Origin of the sequence: Paenibacillus sp. MMS20-IR301 (assembly GCF_032302195.1) — a bacterium.
In the GTDB taxonomy this organism is placed as follows: Bacteria; Bacillota; Bacilli; order Paenibacillales; family Paenibacillaceae; genus Paenibacillus_AQ.
In genome coordinates this window covers 6,275,041-6,295,835 of the sequence record NZ_CP135275.1, presented here as the reverse complement: position 1 = coordinate 6,295,835, position 20,795 = coordinate 6,275,041, and the positions used below count along the sequence as shown (strand labels likewise).

The window sequence follows — 20,795 nt, the reverse complement described above, 5'->3', positions numbered from 1 at the left end:
GTTCCCTTGCCGGCACTAACTGATCGTACTCTGCTGCAGCAGCAGCCGTAACCATCCAAATGACCTTCCTTACTCCCAACCAAGCTTAAAGAATCAAAGTAAATCATGGTACACTTTAGGAAAGAAGCCGGTTGCATCCGCCAGGTTACATTCGTAAGTTCAATAGCAAGAAGAGGTCTTATATTTCAATTAAGAGGAGCCGGTCCTGTGACACAACAATTCCCGCCAGAGCATCCGCCTGCTGGCACTGAATCTTCCTCTTTCCGGCAGAAACAGGAGCACGCGTCCGCTTCCGTGCCGTTTGGAGCCTGGGCGCCTGACCCTGCCTCACCGCGGCCGCTGCACAGCCAGATCTCGGCCTACTTCCTGGGCAAGATCAGCAGCGGAGCCTGGCCTGCCGGCATGCGCCTCGCCCCGCAGCGCGAGCTGGCCCGCCGGCTTGGCGTCAACCGCAGCACCGTAGTGACGGCTCTGGGGCAGCTGGCTGCACTGGGCCTGATTGAAGGAAGGCGGGGCGGCGGAACTGTAATCGCTGGCGGACGAGCCGCAGTCCGTTCCCCTGCCGGCCCCGCAGCCGTTCCGGATCAGGATGAGGCTCAGCCTGCCGGCAACTGGAATGATTATGTGGAGGAAGGCAGCTATTATCCTAATCTGCCGACTGTGCAGGACATCAACAGGCTGGAGTACGAGCCCGGGCTGATCCGGCTTGGCACCGGTGAGCCTGCCCCGGAGCTGCTGCCCGGCCCGGCAATAAACCGGGTGCTGGCCGGGCTCTCCCGGCAGAAGCTTCCGCCGCTGTCCTATGAGGAGCCGCTCGGCAATCCGGGGCTGCGCGCTGCGGTAAGCCGGACGCTGGCGGCAACCGGCATTACTGCCGATCCGGCCTCCATCCTCATCACCTCGGGGGCGCTGCAGGGGCTGCAGCTTATTGCACTGGGGCTTCTGCCGCGGGGCTCGACTATCCTGCTGGAGAAGCCCTCCTATCTCTACTCCATTCATGCCTTCCAGTCTGCCGGAGTGAAATTCAGCGGATTGCCTATGGACGGGCACGGGCTGATCCCGGAGCAGCTTGCCGCCGAGGCTGTCCGCAGCCGGGCGGCGATGCTCTACAGCATCCCCTCATTCCACAATCCCACCGGGATTCTGATGAATGAGCAGCGGCGCAGCGAGCTCATGCAGATTACGGGCAGCCTGGGTCTGCCCATTCTCGAAGACGGGGCCTATCAGGAGCTGTGGCTGGATACGCCGCCGCCGCCCCCGCTTAAGGCGCTGGATCGCGAGGGACGGGTGCTGCATCTGGGCACACTGTCTAAGGCGGCCAGCCCCGGCCTGCGCATCGGCTGGATTGTCGGCCCGGAGCCGGTAGTCCGGCGGCTGGCCGATATCAAGATGCAGACCGATTACGGCGCAAGCTCCTTGTCACAGCTGGCCGCAGCCCGCTGGCTGGAGGGCGGCTATCATGAGGAGCATCTTCAGGTGCTGCGCAGCAGACTCCGCGAACGGCGCAGGCTGTTGCTTGAGCTGCTGGCCGTTCACTGCACGGGTCTTGCCAGCTGGAATATTCCGGCCGGGGGCTTCTATATCTGGCTGACCCTGCACCGTCCCGCGGCTCCGCGCAAGCTCTTCACGGCAGCACTCCAGGCCGGATTGCTGCTCAACACAGGCGACCTCTATGACCGCAGCGATGCCCGTCATCTCAGGCTCTCGTACGCCTACGCCTCCCCGGCAGAGCTGGAGCGCGGAATTGCCCTGCTGGCTGAATTAATCAGATAACCCGTTAATTTAGGAGTACGAATATTCTCAAGCCAGTCCAAGAAACAAATGACAAATAATATTATTTGTTATTTGTTTCTGTTTATGCTAGACTTTTTTCACAGGAAGGGGATTTAATCCGTGAATAAATCAGGACCTTTTTTGAGCAAAACCGAAATACTGAATGCCGCAGAGCAAACCTTGCGCAGGTACGGGCCGGACAAGGCCTCGGTTACGGATGTAGCCAAACTGCTGGGCGTAAGCCACGGAACGCTATACAGGCATTTTCCCAGCAAAGCTGCTCTTAGGGAGGCTGTGACAGAACGCTGGCTGGAGGAGAAGATCGTAGCCCCGCTAAGCGAGACCGCCGGGACAGTCCCGGAGAATGCTCTTGAGCACCTGGGCAAATATCTGGCCGAGCTCTCTGAGCTTAAGTACCAATATGCCGCGCAGGACAGCGAGATGTTCAAAATGTACGCCGCCGTCACAGAGGAATCTGCCGGACTGATCGAAGCACATATCGGACGGATTCTGGACCAGATCAGCATGATTATCAATAGAGGTATAGAACAGCAGCAAATTACGGGAAATACGGATGCTGCGATACTCGCGCGCTCTGTCTTCTATGCCACAGCCCGCTTCCACCATCCGGCCCATGCCTATGAATGGCGCAGCCCGGAGATCAGGCAGCAATTCAGGCAGCTCTGGACACTGCTGGAGCAGGGACTCTCACCGCGATAAACTTAAGGAGGACACACGAATGACACTATCACTGCAAGGCAAGGTGGCTATAGTTACGGGATCATCACGGGGAATCGGGCGGGCTGTCGCCGGGAGGCTGGCGGAGCAGGGGGCTTCGGTCATTATTAACTACTCTAACAGCCCGAAGCAGGCTGAGGAAGCTGTGCAGGCCATTCAGGCTGCAGGCGGAACAGCCGCAGCCCTGCAGGCAGATATCAGCAAACCTGCGCAGATTGAACAGCTGTTCAAGGATACCAAGGCGTTATACGGAAAGATTGATATTGTGGTTAATAATGCGGGGATTATGCTGAATTCCCTGATTGGCGAGGCTACCGAGGAGCAGTTCGACAAGCAGTTCGCCATCAACGTTAAAGGAACCTACTTCTCCTGCCAGCAGGCTTTCTTCCATCTGGAGCAGGGAGGGCGGATCATTAATTTCTCCACCTCGGTCGTCGGTCTGATGTTCCCGGCCTACAGCATCTATGCCGGTACCAAGGGAGCGGTGGAACAATTCACCCGCCAGCTTGCCAAGGAGTTCGGCAGCAAGGGCATCACCATTAACGCCGTTGCCCCGGGGCCGGTAGCTACAGATCTGTTCCTGGAGGGGAAATCCGAAGCCGTGCTGGAAGGGCTGAAGAAGACCAACGCCTTCGGACGTCTGGGCGAGCCCGAGGATATCGCCGGTGCTGTCAGCTTCCTGGCGGGTACAGACTCCGGTTGGATCACCGGACAGACGATCCGCATCAACGGCGGATTCATCTGACCCTGGGCGGCAGCCGGACTGTTGTAGCCGTCCCTTCACCGGGACGGCTTGTTACCTGTATGCTTCCTTCGTGGAGTTCAACAATCTTCTTCACCAGCGGCAGGCCCAGGCCGCTGCCGGCGCCGCTGGTAACGCTTCTGGATTTGTCCACCTTATAGAACCGCTCAAAGATCCGCTTCAGGTCCTCTTCGGCAATACCAATTCCGCTGTCTTTAACCTCCACCTCAATCCACTCTTCTGTCATCCGCAGTGAGACCGTAATCACTCCGCCCTGCGGCGTGAATTTGATGCTGTTATGCAGCAGGTTGGTCCATACCTGGCTTAGAAGATCTTTTACAGCCACTACGGTAGTCTCTGCAAGCTCCGCCTCCACCTCAATCTCCTTGCCGAGCCACTGCGGCTCTGAAGCCAGAATCATCTCCCGCAGCTGCTTGTCGAGCCGGTAGGGCTTACGCTCGAACGGGAAGCTCTCCGCCTCCAGCGCCGACAGCTTCAGCAGGTTATCACTCAGGCCGGACAGGCGGCGGCTCTCCGCTTCAATAATATCCAGATAATGCTTGCGGCTCTCCGGGCTGAGGCTGTTATCCTGAAGTGCGGCAGCGAATCCGCGGATGGAGGTCAGCGGTGACTGGATTTCATGCGATACATTCGAGATGAAATCCTGGCGCATCGTCTCCATCCGGCTCAGCTCGCTGGCCATCTCATTGATTCCCTCGACAATACCGCCGAACTGCCGGTACTGCTTGCTGTTCTCCAGTTCGATTTTGAAATTCCCCTTGGAAATCTGCTGCATGGCCGTCAGAATCGGCATATAGAACCGGTGCTCCTGGCCGCGGGTTGCGAAGGCGATAATCCCTCCGATGCAAATAAAGAGCACGACCTGCATGGCCATAATAAGCATATGATAGCCGTAATCCGGGAACGACCAGCCGAAGTGCTGCACCAGCAGCCGTGATCCGAAATAGCTTCCGTTCCAGGAGAGGAAGAGTACGGTAAGTACGCCGGCAAAATTGGCAATTACCTTAAGTGCCGTCCAGAGCCTGCTCATTCTGCTCCCCCCTCCAGCCGGTAGCCTAGCCCCCGGATGGTACGGATGGCGAATCCGAATTTGTCCCGGGGGAACCGCTCACGCAGACGCCCCACATGCACATCCAGCGTCCGTTCATTGCCCTCGAAATCATACCCCCAGATCTCTTCGATCAGCCGGTCGCGCGTCAGCGTCTGCCCCGGATAGCTGGCCAGCTTGAACAGCAGCTCGAACTCCTTAAGCGGCAATGTGATTTGGCTGTCGCCGCAAACAATCTCATAGGTTCTGCGGTTCATCCGCAGGCTGCCGACCGTTACGCTCTGGGCTGCCGAAATCTGATACCGCTTCAGCAGCGCCCTGACTCTGGCGATCAGCACCGGCGGCTCAAACGGCTTGACCAGATAGTCGTCTGTCCCCAGCTCAAAGCCTTTGACAATCTGCGAGGTTTCGCCTTTAGCCGTCAGCATCAGAATCGGGAAGTCATAGTGTCTGCGCAGCTCCCGGCACAGCTCCCAGCCGTCCATATTCGGCATCATGACGTCAATGATTGCCAGATCCGCCCCTGTCTCTTCAAGCAGCCGCAGCGCCTCCAGACCATCAGCAGCGCTATATACCTCTTCCATGCCCTCAGCCCTCAGAAAGACTCCCACCAATTCGCGGATATGCGGATCGTCGTCCACTACCAGTATTTTGGCCATAACCTGTTGAACCCTCCTCTATGCCACTGCCCGGAAGCTCCGGCGTATTCATCTGCAGCTGCTGCTCCGCAAATTCCCGGTACAGCGCGTGATCACGCAGCAGCTCTTCGTGTGTGCCTTTGCCGGTAATCCGGCCCTTCTCCATGAAAATAATCTGGTCCGCATTCACCACTGTAGCGAGCCTGTGGGCGATGACAATCGTGGTCCGCCCCTGCATCAGATTGCCCAGCGCCTTCTGCACAACAGCTTCAGACTGGCTGTCCAGACTGGAAGTTGCTTCATCCAGCATAAGGATCCTGGGATCGCGCAGCAGTGCCCTGGCGATGGCAATCCGCTGCCGCTGTCCGCCGGACAGCTTCACGCCGCGTTCACCAACATCTGTATTATAGCCGCCGGGAAGCTCCTCAATGAAGCGGTCGGCGTAAGCCATAGCCGCTGCACGCTGCAGCTCCTCCTTGCTGATCTCACGGTCCAGCCCGTACCCGAGGTTCTCGGCAATCGTGCCGGCAAGCAGAGGGCTTTCCTGTGAGACATAGCCGATCCGCCCCCGCCAGGATTTCAGGGAGAATAGTGATACCGGCTTGCCGCCCAGCCGGATTACTCCGCCCTGCGGCTCATAGAAGCGCTCCAGGAGGGAGAACAATGTAGTTTTACCGCCCCCGCTTGGACCAACAATTGCCGTTACCTGACCGGGCAGCATTGTAAAGCTTACCTTATCCAGCACCCTCTCGCCCGTCTTGTAGCTGAAGCTGAGCTCATCAACCGTAACCGGCCCGTCCTCATGAGCCTCCTCTACGCCGTCATACACTTCTTCCTCGGCTGCGAGCGTCTCGATAATCCGTTCGGAAGCCCCCTTAGCTTTCTGGAGCTGGGTGAAGAACTGCGTCAGCTGGGTCAGCGGCATAATAATCTGAATCAGATACAGAATGAAGGCGACCAGCTCACCGGCGGTCAGCGCGCCTGAGGATACCTGCATGCCGCCATAGCCGATGATGACTACAAGCAGCATCATGAATACAAAGGAGACCAGCGGACTGATCATCGCACTGATTTTACCCTCGCGGATCCCGAAGGACAGCAGGTTCACAATCCCGCTGCGTCCGGCCTCGTATTCCTTCTGCTCAGCCCCGGAGGCTTTGACCAGCCGGATCTCGGACAGCACACCGCTTAGCGTAGCCGTGAAGGCTGCCGTTTCATCCTGTGTACCCTTGGATATTTTGTACATCTGCCGGCCCAGCGGCACCAGTATCAGCGCCGAGAGCGGAAGGACCGTGAACAGCACCAGCGTCATTTTCCAGTTCAGATAGAGCAGTACGGAGATCGACCCGGCAATAGAGATTACCCCGGTGAACAGGCTGGCCAGATGCTCCGAGATCAGCGTCTTAAGAATTCCCGTGTCATTAGTCATGCGGCTGACACTTTCTCCTGTCCGGTTCTCATTATAATAGGAGACAGGCAGTACCAGGAATTTGCGCCACAGCCGGTCCCGCAGTCCGGCGACAATTCTCTGTCCTGTAGCATTCAGCAGATAAATCGAGACTCCGCCGGCAATCGTCTGGGCGATGAAGGCCGCGGCAATACCCGCAATCTGCAGCTTGCTGACGGAAGCCAGAGAGAAGCCGTCCACCAGATTCTTCGTGAACATCGGAATAACGAGACCCACAAGAGTTGAAATCATACTGAGGCCAAGCGCCAGCGCCAGCAGAGGATAGGATGGTTTGGTTTCGTGCAGTAACTTCAAAAATGGCTTCATTGCCGCCCCCGGCTTACGCGGGCTTTGAGTCTTATTCATAGAAAATCCCCCTTTTCCGGCAGAATGTTATCAGGCTTAGTAGGCATCCTGTGTCCGCCTTTGACCTCAGAATACCTGTGTAATTTAAACTCAAGTTAAATTGAGCCCTGCAGACTGGACTGCTTTCTTCCTCTTCTCTCCGCTCTTTACCATTGATTTGTAAATCCGTATAAAAGTTGGTTTGTATCCCTTTTCAACAAGTGTTACAGTGATAGAAGCGGCATGATTCCGGCCGCCGCAGCAAGGTATGCACATATTCTTGCGGGAAAGGAGGGCAAAGTTTGCAGGAGATCCCCGGTAAACAGCCATCATTCACCTCTCTGAAATGGTTCAACTTCTTTGTCTATGGCACAGTTGTCCTGTTCACCAGCTTCTTTCCGTTATATCTTCAGATCGTCGGCATGAACAAGCTGGAGATCGGCAGCCTGATGTCAGTCGGTGCCCTGGTCTCAATCATTGCCAACCCCTTCTGGGGCATCTGGAGTGACCGCTACCAGAACATCCGGCGCATTGTACTGGTTATGCTGACAGGTACGCTGGTCTTGTCCCAGCTCGTGTTTCAGGCGAATACATATGAGATGGTATATATATCGATTCTGTTCTTCTATTTCTTTCAAGGGCCGCTCTTTGCCCAGAGCAACACCATGATTCTCAGTTATATTGACGGCACCTCCCTGCGGTTCAGCTCGTTCCGCCTCTGGGGATCCCTCGGGTGGGCGCTGACCGCCATCCTGGCCGGGCCTGTCATTGAATGGACGAACATATCCGTGCTGTCCTATCTCTTTGCGGCACTGCTCTGCGCGGCAATGATCGCCCTGGTTACCATGCCGAGGCTGAGCCATTCCATCGGCATTGCCCCGCTTCCGTTCAGAGGAATGCGGCAGATCTTCTACAACCCGTTCTTCCTGTGCTTTATTCTATTCGGCATTCTGGTGTCCATCCCGAATACGATGAATAACACCTTTGTGTCACTGTACATCACGGAGCTGGGCGGGAGCAAGACCATGATCGGACTCGCGGTCTTCCTCTCCTCCATTCTGGAGATGGGCGTGCTTGTCCTTTGCGACCGGTTCCTCAAGCGGCGCATCTCCGTGCTGCTTGGCTCGCTCGCCCTGGTCAGCGGCCTGTTCTTCCTCCGCTGGTGGCTGATGGCGGATGCAACCACCCCGCTTCAGGTTGCCCTGATTCAGGTGCTGCACTGCATTACGTTCGGCGGATTCTTCTATGTCGGGACCCAGTTGACTATGCTGCTGGTGCCGCGGCCGTACCGCTCCTCGGGACAAGCGCTCTACACGCTTACGTGGAGCGGGGTCTCCGGGATTCTCGGCGGCATATTCGGAGGCTGGATGTACCAGAATCTCGGAGTACAGGTCATGTACCAGTCCGGAGCCATTCTCGCTCTGTTCGGTACACTCGGCTTTGGCTTTATGTGGCTGTTCGTCAGCCGCGGCAGCTACCGGCCACCGGCTGATCCAGAAGATCCGGCGTCAACACTTGAAGCGGATGAGGACAGATGGAATTCCCGCACTTGAACAGCCGTTCTCCATTACATTGAATTCAGCAGAAATTCAATATCCGTCTGGCATAGCATACAGCAAACAGGCTTGGCTACCCGTAAAGGGAGGCCAAGCCTGTTTGCTTAGTAGCTATAGGGAGCACAATCTGCTCCCGGCTTCCGGTAAACCACCGCTGCAGATCAGCCTTTCTTAGGCTGGAATGAGCTTTTGAGCGAAACTACAAGGTTGAACACCGGATGCTCCGGTGACGAATATCTGCTGTCTACGTTGAAGTAGCCGTGGCGGAAGAACTGGAACTTGTCCTGCGGCACACTGCCCTTCAGGCCAGGCTCGACGAAGCCCTGCAGAATCTCAATGGATGACGGATTCAGCTGGTCCAGGAAGGTGGGCTCCGGCTTGCCCTCGGAAGCATCCAGGCCTTCGGTATCCGCTTCAGCCTCTTCTGCCTCGGCAGAGATCAGCGGCTCATACAGGCGGAATTCCGCCGGTACCGCCTGGCTGGCATCCACCCAGTGCAGTGTCCCCTTGACCTTGCGTCCGGTGAACCCGCTGCCGCTTCTGGTCTCAGGATCGTATGTGCAGTGCAGCTCTACAACCTCACCGTTCTCATCCTTAATGAAGTCGTTGCACTTGATGAAATAAGCATTCTTCAGCCGTACTTCGTTGCCGGGGAACAGGCGGAAATACTTGCTTGGCGGCACTTCCATGAAGTCATCGCGTTCAATATAAATTTCACGGGAGAACGGAATCTGGCGGTTGCCCATTTCCGGGTTCTCCACATTGTTCTCAATCTCGAAATATTCGGTTTGATCTTCCGGATAATTCGTAATGACCACCTTCAGCGGCCGCAGCACAGCCATGGTCCGGGGCACGGTCAGCTTCAGATCCTCACGGATAAAGTGCTCCAGCATCTGCAGGTCGACCAGGCCCTGGCTTTTGGAAATACCGGTCTCGTGCACGAAGCTGCGGATCGCTTCCGGGGTGTACCCGCGGCGGCGCAGTCCGGAAATTGTCGGCATACGCGGATCATCCCAGCCGTCCACATGACCTTCATCCACCAGCAGCTTAAGCTTGCGTTTGCTTGTTACCGTCTGGGCCAGATTCAGCCGTCCGAATTCGTACTGGCGAGGTACCGCCGGCATCTCGCACTCGGCAATAACCCAGTCATAGAACGGGCGCTGGTCCTCAAACTCCAGGGAGCACAGGGAATGCGTTACACTCTCAATAGCATCCTCCAGCGGATGCGCGAAGGTGTACATCGGATAAATGCACCATGCATCGCCGGTATTGTGGTGATGGGAGTGGGAAATACGGTAGATGACCGGGTCACGCAGATTGATGTTCGGCGAAGCCATGTCAATCTTGGCACGCAGCACCTTCTCGCCGTCCTTGAATTCGCCTGCCCGCATGCGGCGGAACAGGTCCAGGCTCTCTTCGCTGCCGCGCTCACGGTAAGGGCTGTTCTGCCCCGGCTCGGTCAGCGTTCCCCGGAATTCACGGATCTGCTCTGCAGTAAGATCATCGACATAGGCTTTGCCTTTCTTGATCAGCAACTCAGCCCGCTCGTACATCTCGCTGAAATAATCGGAGGCGAAGCGGAGCTCCTCCCATTCATAACCAAGCCACTTCACATCCTCCTGGATGGAGTTCACATACTCGGTGTCCTCCTTGAGCGGATTGGTGTCGTCAAATCTCAGGTGAGTCTTGCCGCCGAATTCATCAGCCAGCGTGAAGTTAATCCAGATCGCCTTGGCATGTCCGATATGTAAATACCCGTTCGGCTCCGGCGGAAAGCGGGTGACTACTTCCTTAACCTTGCCCGAGCGGAGATCTTCGGTAATGACGTTCTTGATGAAATTGGAGGGGGTACCCTGATTCTCCACAATGATCAACCTTTCGTTCTGTAATATTACTACTTCCTTGTATGAACATGTTTCCTACTAATATACCCGTTAAGCAGGGAATGATCAATAAAGTTAAGCATAACAGGCCTGTCCGCCCCGGTCAGCGGCCCGTTCACTTAAGCTGCTTCAACAGCTGTAAGCGGCGGATTACGGCGCATAATGCAGCTTTGACTTCTCTCCGGGCGATAGGGTAGCATGAGAGGTATAGAAACATTCAATAGAGGGGGTGTACTCATGAAACCCGTCAAATTGCCGAAAGAGCAGCGGGAGCTGATTACCGAGAATATCCGTGCTTACTTCGAAGCCGAACGCGGTGAGACCATCGGCCACCTGGCTGCAGATAATCTGCTGGATTTCTTCCTGCAGGAGCTTGGACCGGCTATATACAACGGAGCGCTAGGCGACTGCCGCACACTGGCTAACCAGCGTATGCAGGCTCTGGAGGAAGACATTTACGCACTGGAGTGGAAGAAGCGTTAGGCAAGAACGTATCCCTTCCGCCCGCAAAGGGGGCAGCCGCATGTTTAATTATGTCATTGATGAAGAGTTGAAGCTGAAGCCGCTTCTGCCGGAGCATGCCCGCCATATGTTCGCGCTGGTGGAGCGCTCGCGCCACCGGCTCAGGCAGTGGCTGCCTTGGGTAGACGGCGTTGCCGAGCAGGATCATCTCACCGGATTTATCAAAAATGCCGTGAAGCAGGGCAGTGACAACGGCGGTTTCACCGCCGGACTCTGGGTCCGCGAGGAGCTTGCCGGGGTCATCGGCTACCACGGGATCGATTGGCATAACCGCTCTGTCGGAATCGGCTACTGGCTGGGCGAAGGCTATGAAGGCCACGGCTATATGACCAGTGCCTGCCGGGTCTTCGTGGATTATGCGCTGCTGGAGCTTGAGCTGAACCGCGTTGAGATCCGCTGCGCCACAGCTAACAGTGCAAGCCGGGCGATTCCCGAGCGGCTGGGCTTCATCTTCGAAGGTGTAATCCGCGAGGCGGAGAAGCTGCCTGCAGGCTACGTTAATCACGCAGTGTACGGCCTGCTCCGCAGCGAATGGAAGCTGCTCGGCTGAGTATTCCTGCCTTGTGTATTGTCAGCACTTATACTCTAAACCACTCTATCCACAGGAAACCCCCGGATGCGGCTTCAGCACCCGGGGGTTTTTGCAACAGTAAGACTATACAGCATCTGCTAGCTCTCCCAAGCCGCAAGCCAGCCCCGGAAGCGCTCGCGGATTACCGCTGCCAGACTGTCCAGCCCGGCAAGCTCGGCAAGCCCTGTCTTATCCCTGCGCCCGTGCTCCATGGAATACAGCACCTGCTTCACCGAGAAGCCGCCTGCCCCGCTCTCCCGCTTGAGGATTCCGTCTCCGCAGGCAATCTCCCCCTCGCGCAGCACGCGTAGGTAGAACCCGCTGTATCCGGTGGACAGTACACGCGCCGGCATATCTGCCGGACCATGCTTCTGCGACAGCTTGAAGCACGGGAAGCGCGGCTGGCTGACCTGCAGCAGCGCCGTGCCGATCTCATAAATATCGCCGATGCATACCTCGGTCTCCAGCAGTCCGCTGACCGTAAGATTCTCACCGAAAGCAGCGTATTCCAGCTTCTTGCCCAGCTGCTCCCCCCAAAAGGCATAATGCTCGAACGGATAGACACAGACCGCCTTGTCTGCGCCTCCGTGATTGATGAGATCAGCTTGCCCGTCCCCGTCAAAGCCTTCACGCCGCAATGACGCCGGGCCGGAAACCGACAGCTTGTAGATGCCCGTCTCCAGCGGTTTGCCGCGGTAATCTACCGTCTTCGGCTTGCCTACATTAAGTGAGACAACCTTCATCTTCATTCCTCCCTATCCAGCATGCAGCTCATAAAGATCTCGTCCACATATCGTCCGCCGAGGTAAAATTCCTCCCGCAGCCGCCCCTCCTCCTCGAATCCGCATTTGCGGTAGAACGCGAGCGCAGGCGTGTTGCTGGAGAGTACACGCAGGCGCAGCTTACGGATGCCGTTCTCCGCAGCATGCCGCCTGATCTCGGCTATCAGCCGGCTCCCGATGCCCATCCGCTGAAACCGCGGATGCACCGCAATGTTAACCTCGCATACATGACGGTTGCTCTCCATCCCGCTGGGGCAGCCGAAGCCTACATACCCGCATAGCTCTCCGCCTTGCAGTGCCACAAGCTGTGAGCCGGGCGGTGCATGCAGCAGATAGTCCTCCCGGGAGCGCCACATCAGCGGCCCCGGCGTTGTATGCTCTGTCCAGATCATATTATCAAGAATAATCAGCTCCCGGGCATCCCTGATTTCCGAGAGACGGATATGGAGTACTGAATCCTTATTAATTCGTTGCACTGCTTGTTCCCCCTTATCATCCCATTAGGATTCCAGCAGATCACGCCGCAGGGCCGGACGGTTAATAAAGGCGTGGACCGCGAAGAAGCCCACAGCCAGCACCGCCATCCCGCAAGCCAGCCACCCTGTCGGGGCGAGACCGCCTCTATCAAATTGAATTCCCATCAGATAAGGGCCGATGACTCTGCCCGCCGCACCGATCCCGCCGCTAAGCCCCAGGAAGAAGGGGGCATGATGCCGGGCATGCTCTGAGATGAAGGAGGGCATGGCCGGGGAGATCAGCATCTCTCCCAGCGTCGCCAGCACCATACCCAGCAGCATCCCCGGGTAGGTCGGCATAAACAGGATTACAGCATACCCGCCTAAGTAGAAGACGGCACTTGCCGTCATCTGTGCCGTGGAGGTACCTGCGAACCAGCGCTTGATCAGGCTGACCAGCGGCTGTGCGGCAAAGATCAGCACGCCGTTCAGCGTCCAGAGGAAGCCGTAGAGCTGCTTCGACCAGCCTTCCGATATAATAAACGGCGATACTCCGGTGTTCCAGATCGAGTTGCCGATCAGCAGGAACATCGAGCCTATGGACATATACAGATAGATACGTGTATGCCCCATCAGCTTCAGGCCGGATGCCTGCGGCTGGGGCTGTTTCTTCCGGACCGTCTCATGGGCCGGTGCAGCCCCCACCTTGCGCAGATAAACCAAGAAGAAGACGGCGAACACAGCCGAAGTCACACCGTTCAGCACAAAGCTCAGCATATAATTGCCCAGAAACCCGCTTAGAGCCGTTCCCAGGGCTACCCCGATATTGTTCGAAACATAAATGATATTAAAAAGCTCTGCGCGCTGCTCCGCGAACCGGAAGCCGATGAACGCCTGGATTGCCGGAAGCGACAGCGAATTGAAGAGTCCCATCAGACCCATGACCATAATGAACAGGCTCCAGCTGCCGCTTGCCCACGGGAGCGCAAATAAGGTCAGTGCGTTCATAGCCAGCGCCCCGACGATCAGCCGGTTTACCCCTACTTTATGATACAGTGATCCGCCAAGCAATTGTCCGGCAATACCGCCGAGTGACTGCACCAGCAGCACAATCCCCGCATCCTTCATACTGCGTCCCAGCTCATCGAATACATACATCGTAACCAGCGGCCACATCAGCGCACTGCCGGTAGCATTAATCAGACTGGCAATCAAGAATACTTTGACTTCCTTCGGATAAGCCTGCAAGAATCTCATAACTTGTCTTTCATCCCCTGTTACTTTGTTGACATTAATCCATCCAGTATCATCTGAAAAGAGGGCGCAGAGCAAGCGTCCATATTAACGCTTTATCGCGTCAATTAAATGAAATATATGCAATGGAAAATAAGCTGTACCTGAGTGATTCGCTCCCCGTATCCCCGGGTAATAGTGCATATGAAACACTCCCTATTTATTCGCCGTGAGCCCGATTTCGTTCCCCCGAGTCGGAAATGCACGGCGAATTTTGTGTTGTCCGGAAGATAGAAGTTAGAGCAGAAGCCGCCTAACAGCTGCGGATTGCAAAAACACCTTCCGGTAACCGGATGCCGGGATACCAGAAAGTGCTCAGGTAAAACTATTCAACAGGCAGCTTGCAGCTGCCTGATCTGTTAAGCATGTTTCTTCACACCTGTAGGAATGCTCTTAGCGGATGCAGCCGCAGCCGGCGCCTTGCGCAGGTAAGCCATATAGTAGGCTGCTGCAACGAAGATCGCACCGCCTGTAAGATTGCCGAGCCATACCGGAGCAAAGTTGCCGAAGTACTGTCCCCAGGTGAAGTGTCCTTCGAAGATAGCGGCAGGGATCAGGAACATGTTAGCTACAACGTGCTGGAATCCGATGGCGACAAACGCCATTGTCGGGAACCAGATACCGAGGATTTTACCGCTGAAATTATCTGCTCCATAGGAGAGCCATACCGCCAGCGCAACGAGCCAGTTACAGCCGATCCCGGAGACAAAGGCCTGCAGGAAGGTCACATCAATCTTGTGCTCCGCCATGCTTACCAGCTTCTCCAGATACACTCCGTCTGAGGTGAGGCCGACAATGTGCCCGAAGAAGTAAGCGACGAACAAGGCACCCGCCAGGTTAGCGATCGTTATCAGCACCAGATTCTTAAACATTTCCCAGAACGAGATCTTCTTTGCGATAAAAGCAAGCGGCACCGCCATCATGTTGCCTGTCAGCAGCTCTCCTCCGGCCAGCAGCACCAGGATCAGCCCTACAGGGAAAACTGCAGCCCCGATAAAGTTAGCAATGGACCCCCATTCGGCAGGCGCACCGGCAATGACACGAATATCCAGCAAAAATCCGAGCGAAATAAACGCCCCTCCCAGAAAACCGAGAATAAGTACAGCACTGAGCGGATTGTGCGCTTTCTTGACTCCGTTCTCTACCGTAACTTCGGCGATCTCCTGCGGTTTGTTATAAGCCATGATTCCTATCCCCTTCTAATTACTTAAAATTTGTTCCTTTATGCCATTGTAACGTGATCCCAGTCACATTTACGTGATAAATATCACTCACAGAAAAACCAAGTGAAAGTTTTCACTGACATGTCAAATTTACCACAAAAGCCTTATTGGCGGAAGATTTTTTACCAACACAAAAAAACCGGAGCCTTAAGCGGCCCCGGCGGATGATCGCGGAATTTAGACGTTTACGGTTTCTCTGACAGCCACAGTTTTAGGCAATGCCTGCAGGCCTGCGGTGTTCAGGAAGTTCCAAGGCTTATTGTAGTGCGGCTGGAAGAAGAAGTCGATGAAGGCCAGCTGGTCTACGGTCATTTTATTCTGAATGCAGACCGATACGGTATTGATCGACTGCGTCAGATCCATCTTCGACATGATCTGAGCGCCCAAGATACGGCGGGTAGCCCGTTCATATACCACTTTTACCTGAACCTGCTCCACAGTCGGCATGAATTCCGGACGGTAGTTATCTGTCAGCAGTACACTTTCAATATCCAGTCCTTCTGCTTTGGCCGCATCCTCAGTAAGGCCGGTTCCGGCAATATTGTCTTCGTAGATCTTGATCCCCGAGGTTCCCTGCGTGCCCATATACGGAATAGTGTTAGTAACCAGATTACGGGCGACAAGTGTACCCATGCGTACAGCGTTGGTTGCTAACGGAATATAGGCGTGTTTACCGGTCGGGTTGTAATGAATCGCACAGCTGTCACCGGCAGCATATACATCCGGCAGGCTGGTCTGCATATAGTCGTTGACCATAATCGCACCGTTTGGCAGCATCTCCACCTGGCCCTTCAGCAGCTCTGTATTCGGACGGAAGCCGATGCACAGAATGACCAGATCTGTCTCATGCTCACCTTTGCTGGTAATAACTTTAGTAACCTTACCATTCTCTCCGGCAAAAGCAGCGATCTTCTCGCCAAGCGCCAGCTTGATTCCGTGCTCTTCCAGCGACCGCTGAATCGGTGCGGTGAACTCTTCATCCAGGTATTTGCTCAGGATCCGCTCCTCGCCGTCAATCAGCGTAACCTGTTTACCGTTCATCTGGAAGGCTTCGACCAGCTCAACTCCGATATATCCGGCACCGACTACAGTAATTCTCTGTACCTTCTGTGCTTCTTCAATGATGGTGTTGGAATGGTTGTAATTCTTCGAGAGCAGAACGCCTTTCAAATCTATACCTTCAAGCTGCGGCACAATCGGCCATGAGCCTGTCGTCATAATCAGCTTATCATACGTATCTTCGAATTCTTCGCCTGTGACCAGGTTGCGGGCCTTCAGGGTTTTGCGGGCAGTATCCACATTCGTAACTTCGTGGCGCATCTTCGTCTGCACACCCAGCGCCGCCAGCTGTTCAGGGGAAGAATAGAACAGTCCTTGCGGGTCTTTAACCACTCCGCCTACATACAGCGCGATACCGCAAGACAGGAACGAGATATTATCATTACGCTCATACACTGTAATCTGGGCATCCGGGTATAGTTGTGCGGTATTAACAATGGCGGCGGTTCCGGCGTGTGTACATCCAATGACTGCTACTTTCATGATTTCTTCCTCCTCCAAATTAAAAGCCTGTTTATGTGTATTTGTGATTAATTTCACTTTATACACTGATTATATTGTGATTATTATCACATTGCAATAGTTTTTGTGATTTTTCTCACATTGTTCACAATTTCAAATTTTAATAGTTTTCAGGAAAAGTCAGGCAGGACCGGGTATCAGCTTGGCTGCTGTGAAGCGCAGGTCCGTTTCGCTCCGGCTTAGTTTTCCCCGGCAGAAGCACATTATGTCTGCCAGCGGCAGGAAGAGACAGGCAGGTTTATATAAAATAACCCCACTCGTCCGCAGGAAAATGCGGAGCAAGTGAGGTCTTATTAGCGGCCAGCTGGATGGCTGCACGGCTGATTATATTGCCTGGAGGGACACCCGGGCAGTTACAGCGTCCCTTCCAGAACCTTTATTCTAACCCGGAAATTACACCGCCCTCATCGACCTGCAGCCCTTCCGCCGCGGGTTTGGCCGGCAGTCCCGGCATGGTGACTATATTGCCCGTGATGACAACTGCGAATCCTGCACCCAGGGACAGCGTGATATCCCGGACACCCATGGTGAAGCCTTCGGGTGCTCCAAGCAGCCTTGGCTGATCCGAGAAGGAATATGGCGTCTTGGCCATGCAGACCTGCAGCTGCTGCAGGCCCAGCCTGTCGATCACAGCCAGACTGCGTTTGGCTGCCGGAGAGAACACCACTTCGGCGCCGCGGTAAATTTCCGTGACGATTTTATTGATTTTGGACGGAATATCCAGGCCGTCTTCATAGAGCGGTGCATAATTCACAGCATCTTCCCGGTCCAGCAGCTTCTTCAGTGCAAACGCAAGCTCAAGTCCACCGGCACTGCCCTCCGCCCATACCTTGGATACGGCTGCAGGCACACCAAGTCTGCGGCAAGCCTCCAGCACATCATTGATCTCTGCCGGAGCATCGCCCTCGAAATGATTGAGCGCTACCAGCACCGGCACACCGAATTTGCTTAAATTCTCAATATGGCACTCCATATTGGACAAGCCGGCGAGCAAGGCCGCACGGTTACCGGCATACAGCTCTTCCTTACGGACACCGCCGTTATATTTCAGTGATTTCACTGTAACCACCAGCACTGCGGCCGAAGGAGACAGGCCAGCCTGGCGGCATTTAATGTCCATAAACTTCTCGGCGCCCAGATCCGCACCGAAGCCGGCCTCTGTTACAACCACCTCGCCAAGCTTCAGCGCGTAGCGGGTCCCGATCACACTGCTGCAGCCGTGGGCAATATTGGCAAAAGGTCCGCCATGTACAATAACCGGCGTGCCTTCCAGCGTCTGCACAAGATTGGGCTTCACCGCTTCCTTCAGCAGCGCAGTCATAGCCTCCACTGCACCAATCTCCTTGGCAGTAACCGGCTGGCCCAGCGTATCATAACCGATGAGCATCCGGCTCAGTCTTTTTTTCAAATCGGCAAGATCATTGCAAAGGCACAGTACAGCCATAATCTCGGAAGCTGTTGTGATCTGGAAGCCGCTCTCGCGCACCGTCCCGTTGCCGTCTCCCAGGCCGGTCACAATATTACGCAGACTGCGGTCATTCATATCCATTACACGTTTCCAGACAATCCGCTGCGGGTCGAGGCTTAAGGCGTTGCCCTGGAACATATGATTATCGATCATTGCAGACAGCAGATTATGCGCAGAGGTCACGGCATGGATATCACCGGTGAAATGCAGATTAATCTCGTCCGCCGGAACAATCTGCGACTTGCCTCCGCCGGTTGCGCCGCCCTTCATTCCGAGGCAAGGCCCAAGTGACGGCTCACGCAGTGCAGCAACCGTCTTAATCCCCGCCGCATTCAGCGCCTGGGATAATCCGATGGTGGTTAAGGTTTTTCCTTCGCCCGCCGGTGTGGGATTTACCGCTGTTACCAGAACCAGCTTGCCGTCCGGCTTGTGCTTCAGTTCCTCCCATAGCGATGGGGAGAGCTTGCTTTTGTATTTACCGTACAACTCCAGATGCTCCTCATGGATCCCTGCTGCCGATGCTACCTCTGTAATTAACCTCATGCTTTTATGAAACCCTCCTGCCGTTATTATCCTGCATCCTTCTTAGCTTTATGCAATTCCGTAAGGGATGAAACTTTCCTCTTCAAAGAATACAGTGTCTCTGAAAAGATACAAGGATAATTTTCATACAACTCTGCTGATTAATAGAAAAACACTATATAGCTTGAACATAGCTTGAACTGGAAACGTTAAGGAGTATTTGCAATAAGAGAACACCCATAATAATGGAGCAATTGTATTTTCTACATTTGAATCCATGCTAAACAGCTGAAAAATCCAATCTATTGTATTTCGTACAGTGCTTTTCGGAAAAATGAGCTTAAAATGCCCAAATCCCAAGAAATGAGTGTACAAAATACAACAGATTCTATTTTCAGGCTCATTTTATTGTAATCTGCTGTACAAAGTACAATAGAATGAATTCTCTACTCCCGCACTATTCTGAAGCCCAAGATCACAGGTTCAAAAATATATAGCCGGCGGATACCTGCGCGGTTGCGCTACTCCTCCGTTCCATTCCGGGTACTCCGACTAAAACTAGGCTCAGAGCAAGTACTGCCTGTAATAAAAACTCCCGGGCCAGATGCATACGCACCACGGTCCGGGAGGAGGAGAGAGTTAAGCTTTGGACTGGGCCTGCTGCTACAGCAGTGATTCAATGGTATCCTTCATGCTTTCTGGTGATTCCTTCGGCTCCACCCGGGCAGCTACATTGCCGCTGCGGTCTACCAGAAACTTCGTGAAGTTCCACTGGATATCACTGCTCTCGCCGTCACCCGGCTGCTGGCCCTTCAAATATTGAAACAGCAGGCTCGCGTCCGGCCCGTTGACATCCACCTTGGCAAACACCGGAAAAGTAACGCCATAATTAATCTGGCAAAAAGCCTCCGCTTCCTCACTGGTTCCCGGCTCCTGGCCGGCAAACTGGTTGCAGGGGAACCCGAGCACGACCAGCCCCTGATCTTTGTATTGCTCATACAGCTTCTGCAAATCCCCGTATTGCGGCGTCAGTCCGCACTGGCTTGCCGTATTGGCGATCAGCAGCACCTTGCCCTCATAGTCCTTAAACGGCACTTCAGTACCCGATGGTGTAACCCCGGCAAAACTATAGATCGACATCCTGCTTCGCTTCCTTTCGGCAGTAGATTTTGTAGTCTGCAGATTAAATAATCCTGCAGCTCATGCACCTCCATCTTATCTTATCCGCGGGTTAATACAAAATGTAGCGTGCGGCGGATGGGGGAATAGAGCGGCACGGGAGGAGTTTGGAGAGGGGGAGGAAGCATGAAGTATGGGGAAGGCCGGGAAGGGTAGTATGAGATGTGAGCAGCTGCTGGCTGAAGGACGGGCGGCTGGGATGTGGGGGAGTGCTCGCTGACGGCTGGCGGCGGAGATAGGGAGGAGTGCTCGCTGGCGGCTGGATTGCGGGGAGTGCTTGCCATAAACCAACTTTTAATAATTCAAAGTATTTTAAGGGCGTTTTTACCCTTAATTTCGCTTAACAACCGGATTTCAGCTGATTTAAGGGTACTTTTACCCCTAATTTCCTCTCAACACCCACTTTCGGCGAAATTAAGGGTACTTTTACCTCTAATTTCCTCTCCTTGCCTACTTTCGGCAATATTAAGGGCATTTTTACCCTTAATTTCGCTTAACAACCGAATTTCAGCGGATTTAAGGGTACTTTTCTCATTGATTTCAGCTATCCGCTCTGGCCAGAATGCGGCGATTCCAAAAATCCATCTAAGTACGCCTAAATGTGGCTTCGGAGTGAATATAGAGGAAGAAACAATAACTACCAGAGTCAAATACGTACACCTTCTGGCGGAGATTAGGGCACTTTGGGTACATTGGGTACTTTGAGCACTTTGAACACTTCGGGTACTTTGGGTACTTTGGGCACTTTGAACACTTTGGGCACTTTGGATACTTTGGGCACTTTGAGCACTTTGAACACTTTGGGTACTTTGGGTACTTTGGATACTTTGGGTACTTTGAGCACTTTGAACACTTCGGGTACTTTGAGCACTTTGGGTACTTTGGCACTTCGAGCAATTCGGGTACTACGGACATCACAGCCTTTATCAGCCCGTTTTATATTCCAGTTGACGGGTTTGCGGACATCATGGGATTAATCGCCACTTTTCTGGTGAAATCTCCACTTTT

General features: G+C 54.5%; 17 protein-coding genes. 6 read left to right on the top strand and 11 right to left on the bottom strand.

The features are described 5' to 3' along the window. Positions 1-294: 294 nt before the first annotated feature. From LOS79_RS26975 to LOS79_RS26965, 3 genes are all read left to right on the top strand, one after another. Positions 295-1,773, top strand: a complete 1,479-nt coding sequence (locus LOS79_RS26975; protein WP_315422470.1) for an aminotransferase-like domain-containing protein — start codon at positions 295-297, stop codon at positions 1,771-1,773. 120 nt (positions 1,774-1,893) lie between these two features. Further along, positions 1,894-2,493 carry a TetR/AcrR family transcriptional regulator gene (locus LOS79_RS26970; RefSeq protein ID WP_397386697.1) on the top strand — a complete coding sequence of 200 codons (600 nt, stop codon included), beginning with the start codon at positions 1,894-1,896 and terminating at the stop codon, positions 2,491-2,493. Positions 2,494-2,512: 19 nt separating this feature from the next. Next, a complete protein-coding gene (locus LOS79_RS26965) occupies positions 2,513-3,256 on the top strand; it encodes an SDR family oxidoreductase (protein WP_315413730.1) in 744 nt (247 codons plus the stop codon). Here the strand turns inward: LOS79_RS26965 and LOS79_RS26960 are convergent. From LOS79_RS26960 to LOS79_RS26950, 3 genes are read right to left on the bottom strand one after another with little or no spacing between them, the layout of a single operon-like run. Then, on the bottom strand, positions 3,249-4,304 hold the full coding sequence (locus LOS79_RS26960; RefSeq protein WP_315413729.1) for a sensor histidine kinase: 1,056 nt from the start codon (positions 4,302-4,304) through the stop codon (positions 3,249-3,251). The two genes, LOS79_RS26965 and LOS79_RS26960, sit on opposite strands and share 8 nt — an antisense overlap. Then, positions 4,301-4,981, bottom strand: a complete 681-nt coding sequence (locus LOS79_RS26955; RefSeq protein WP_315413728.1) for a response regulator transcription factor — start codon at positions 4,979-4,981, stop codon at positions 4,301-4,303. Before LOS79_RS26955 ends, LOS79_RS26960 begins: the two co-directional genes overlap by 4 nt. After that, on the bottom strand, positions 4,911-6,773 hold the full coding sequence (locus tag LOS79_RS26950) for an ABC transporter ATP-binding protein (protein WP_315413727.1): 1,863 nt from the start codon (positions 6,771-6,773) through the stop codon (positions 4,911-4,913). The genes LOS79_RS26955 and LOS79_RS26950 overlap by 71 nt, the downstream gene beginning before the upstream one ends. A gap of 281 nt (positions 6,774-7,054) precedes the next feature. Here LOS79_RS26950 and LOS79_RS26945 point away from each other — a divergent pair, with 281 nt between their 5' ends. Continuing rightward, positions 7,055-8,305 (top strand): MFS transporter, encoded by a 1,251-nt coding sequence (locus LOS79_RS26945; protein ID WP_315413726.1) that lies wholly within the window; start codon positions 7,055-7,057, stop codon positions 8,303-8,305. A gap of 164 nt (positions 8,306-8,469) precedes the next feature. Here the strand turns inward: LOS79_RS26945 and LOS79_RS26940 are convergent, their stop codons facing one another. Next, the gene (locus LOS79_RS26940) at positions 8,470-10,182 is read right to left on the bottom strand and encodes a glutamine--tRNA ligase/YqeY domain fusion protein (protein ID WP_315413724.1); all 1,713 of its coding nucleotides are present in this window, start codon (positions 10,180-10,182) and stop codon (positions 8,470-8,472) included. A 246-nt stretch (positions 10,183-10,428) separates the two neighbouring features. Between LOS79_RS26940 and LOS79_RS26935 the strand changes: the two genes are divergently transcribed. Together LOS79_RS26935 and LOS79_RS26930 are read left to right on the top strand one after the other, a co-directional pair. Further along, complete coding sequence (locus tag LOS79_RS26935; protein ID WP_315413722.1) at positions 10,429-10,674, top strand: DUF2164 domain-containing protein; 246 nt, start codon at positions 10,429-10,431, stop codon at positions 10,672-10,674. A 40-nt stretch (positions 10,675-10,714) separates the two neighbouring features. Next, positions 10,715-11,263: a GNAT family N-acetyltransferase gene (locus LOS79_RS26930; protein WP_315413721.1), complete on the top strand. Its 549-nt coding sequence runs from the start codon at positions 10,715-10,717 to the stop codon at positions 11,261-11,263. A 119-nt stretch (positions 11,264-11,382) separates the two neighbouring features. On the opposite strand, the gene LOS79_RS26925 is transcribed toward LOS79_RS26930, so the two are convergent. From LOS79_RS26925 to LOS79_RS26895, 7 genes are all read right to left on the bottom strand, one after another. Beyond that, complete coding sequence (locus LOS79_RS26925) at positions 11,383-12,027, bottom strand: MOSC domain-containing protein (RefSeq protein WP_315413719.1); 645 nt, start codon at positions 12,025-12,027, stop codon at positions 11,383-11,385. Positions 12,028-12,029: 2 nt separating this feature from the next. Beyond that, complete coding sequence (locus LOS79_RS26920; RefSeq protein WP_315413718.1) at positions 12,030-12,542, bottom strand: GNAT family N-acetyltransferase; 513 nt, start codon at positions 12,540-12,542, stop codon at positions 12,030-12,032. Between the two features lie 24 nt (positions 12,543-12,566). Next, positions 12,567-13,778 carry an MFS transporter gene (locus tag LOS79_RS26915; protein ID WP_315413717.1) on the bottom strand — a complete coding sequence of 404 codons (1,212 nt, stop codon included), beginning with the start codon at positions 13,776-13,778 and terminating at the stop codon, positions 12,567-12,569. A 395-nt stretch (positions 13,779-14,173) separates the two neighbouring features. Then, the gene (locus LOS79_RS26910; protein WP_315413715.1) at positions 14,174-14,998 is read right to left on the bottom strand and encodes a formate/nitrite transporter family protein; all 825 of its coding nucleotides are present in this window, start codon (positions 14,996-14,998) and stop codon (positions 14,174-14,176) included. 216 nt (positions 14,999-15,214) lie between these two features. Next, the gene (locus LOS79_RS26905) at positions 15,215-16,579 is read right to left on the bottom strand and encodes an FAD-dependent oxidoreductase (protein ID WP_315413713.1); all 1,365 of its coding nucleotides are present in this window, start codon (positions 16,577-16,579) and stop codon (positions 15,215-15,217) included. 415 nt (positions 16,580-16,994) lie between these two features. After that, positions 16,995-18,629, bottom strand: a complete 1,635-nt coding sequence (locus tag LOS79_RS26900; protein WP_315413712.1) for a formate--tetrahydrofolate ligase — start codon at positions 18,627-18,629, stop codon at positions 16,995-16,997. A 642-nt stretch (positions 18,630-19,271) separates the two neighbouring features. Continuing rightward, on the bottom strand, positions 19,272-19,748 hold the full coding sequence (locus LOS79_RS26895; protein WP_315413711.1) for a glutathione peroxidase: 477 nt from the start codon (positions 19,746-19,748) through the stop codon (positions 19,272-19,274). Positions 19,749-20,795: the final 1,047 nt, after the last annotated feature.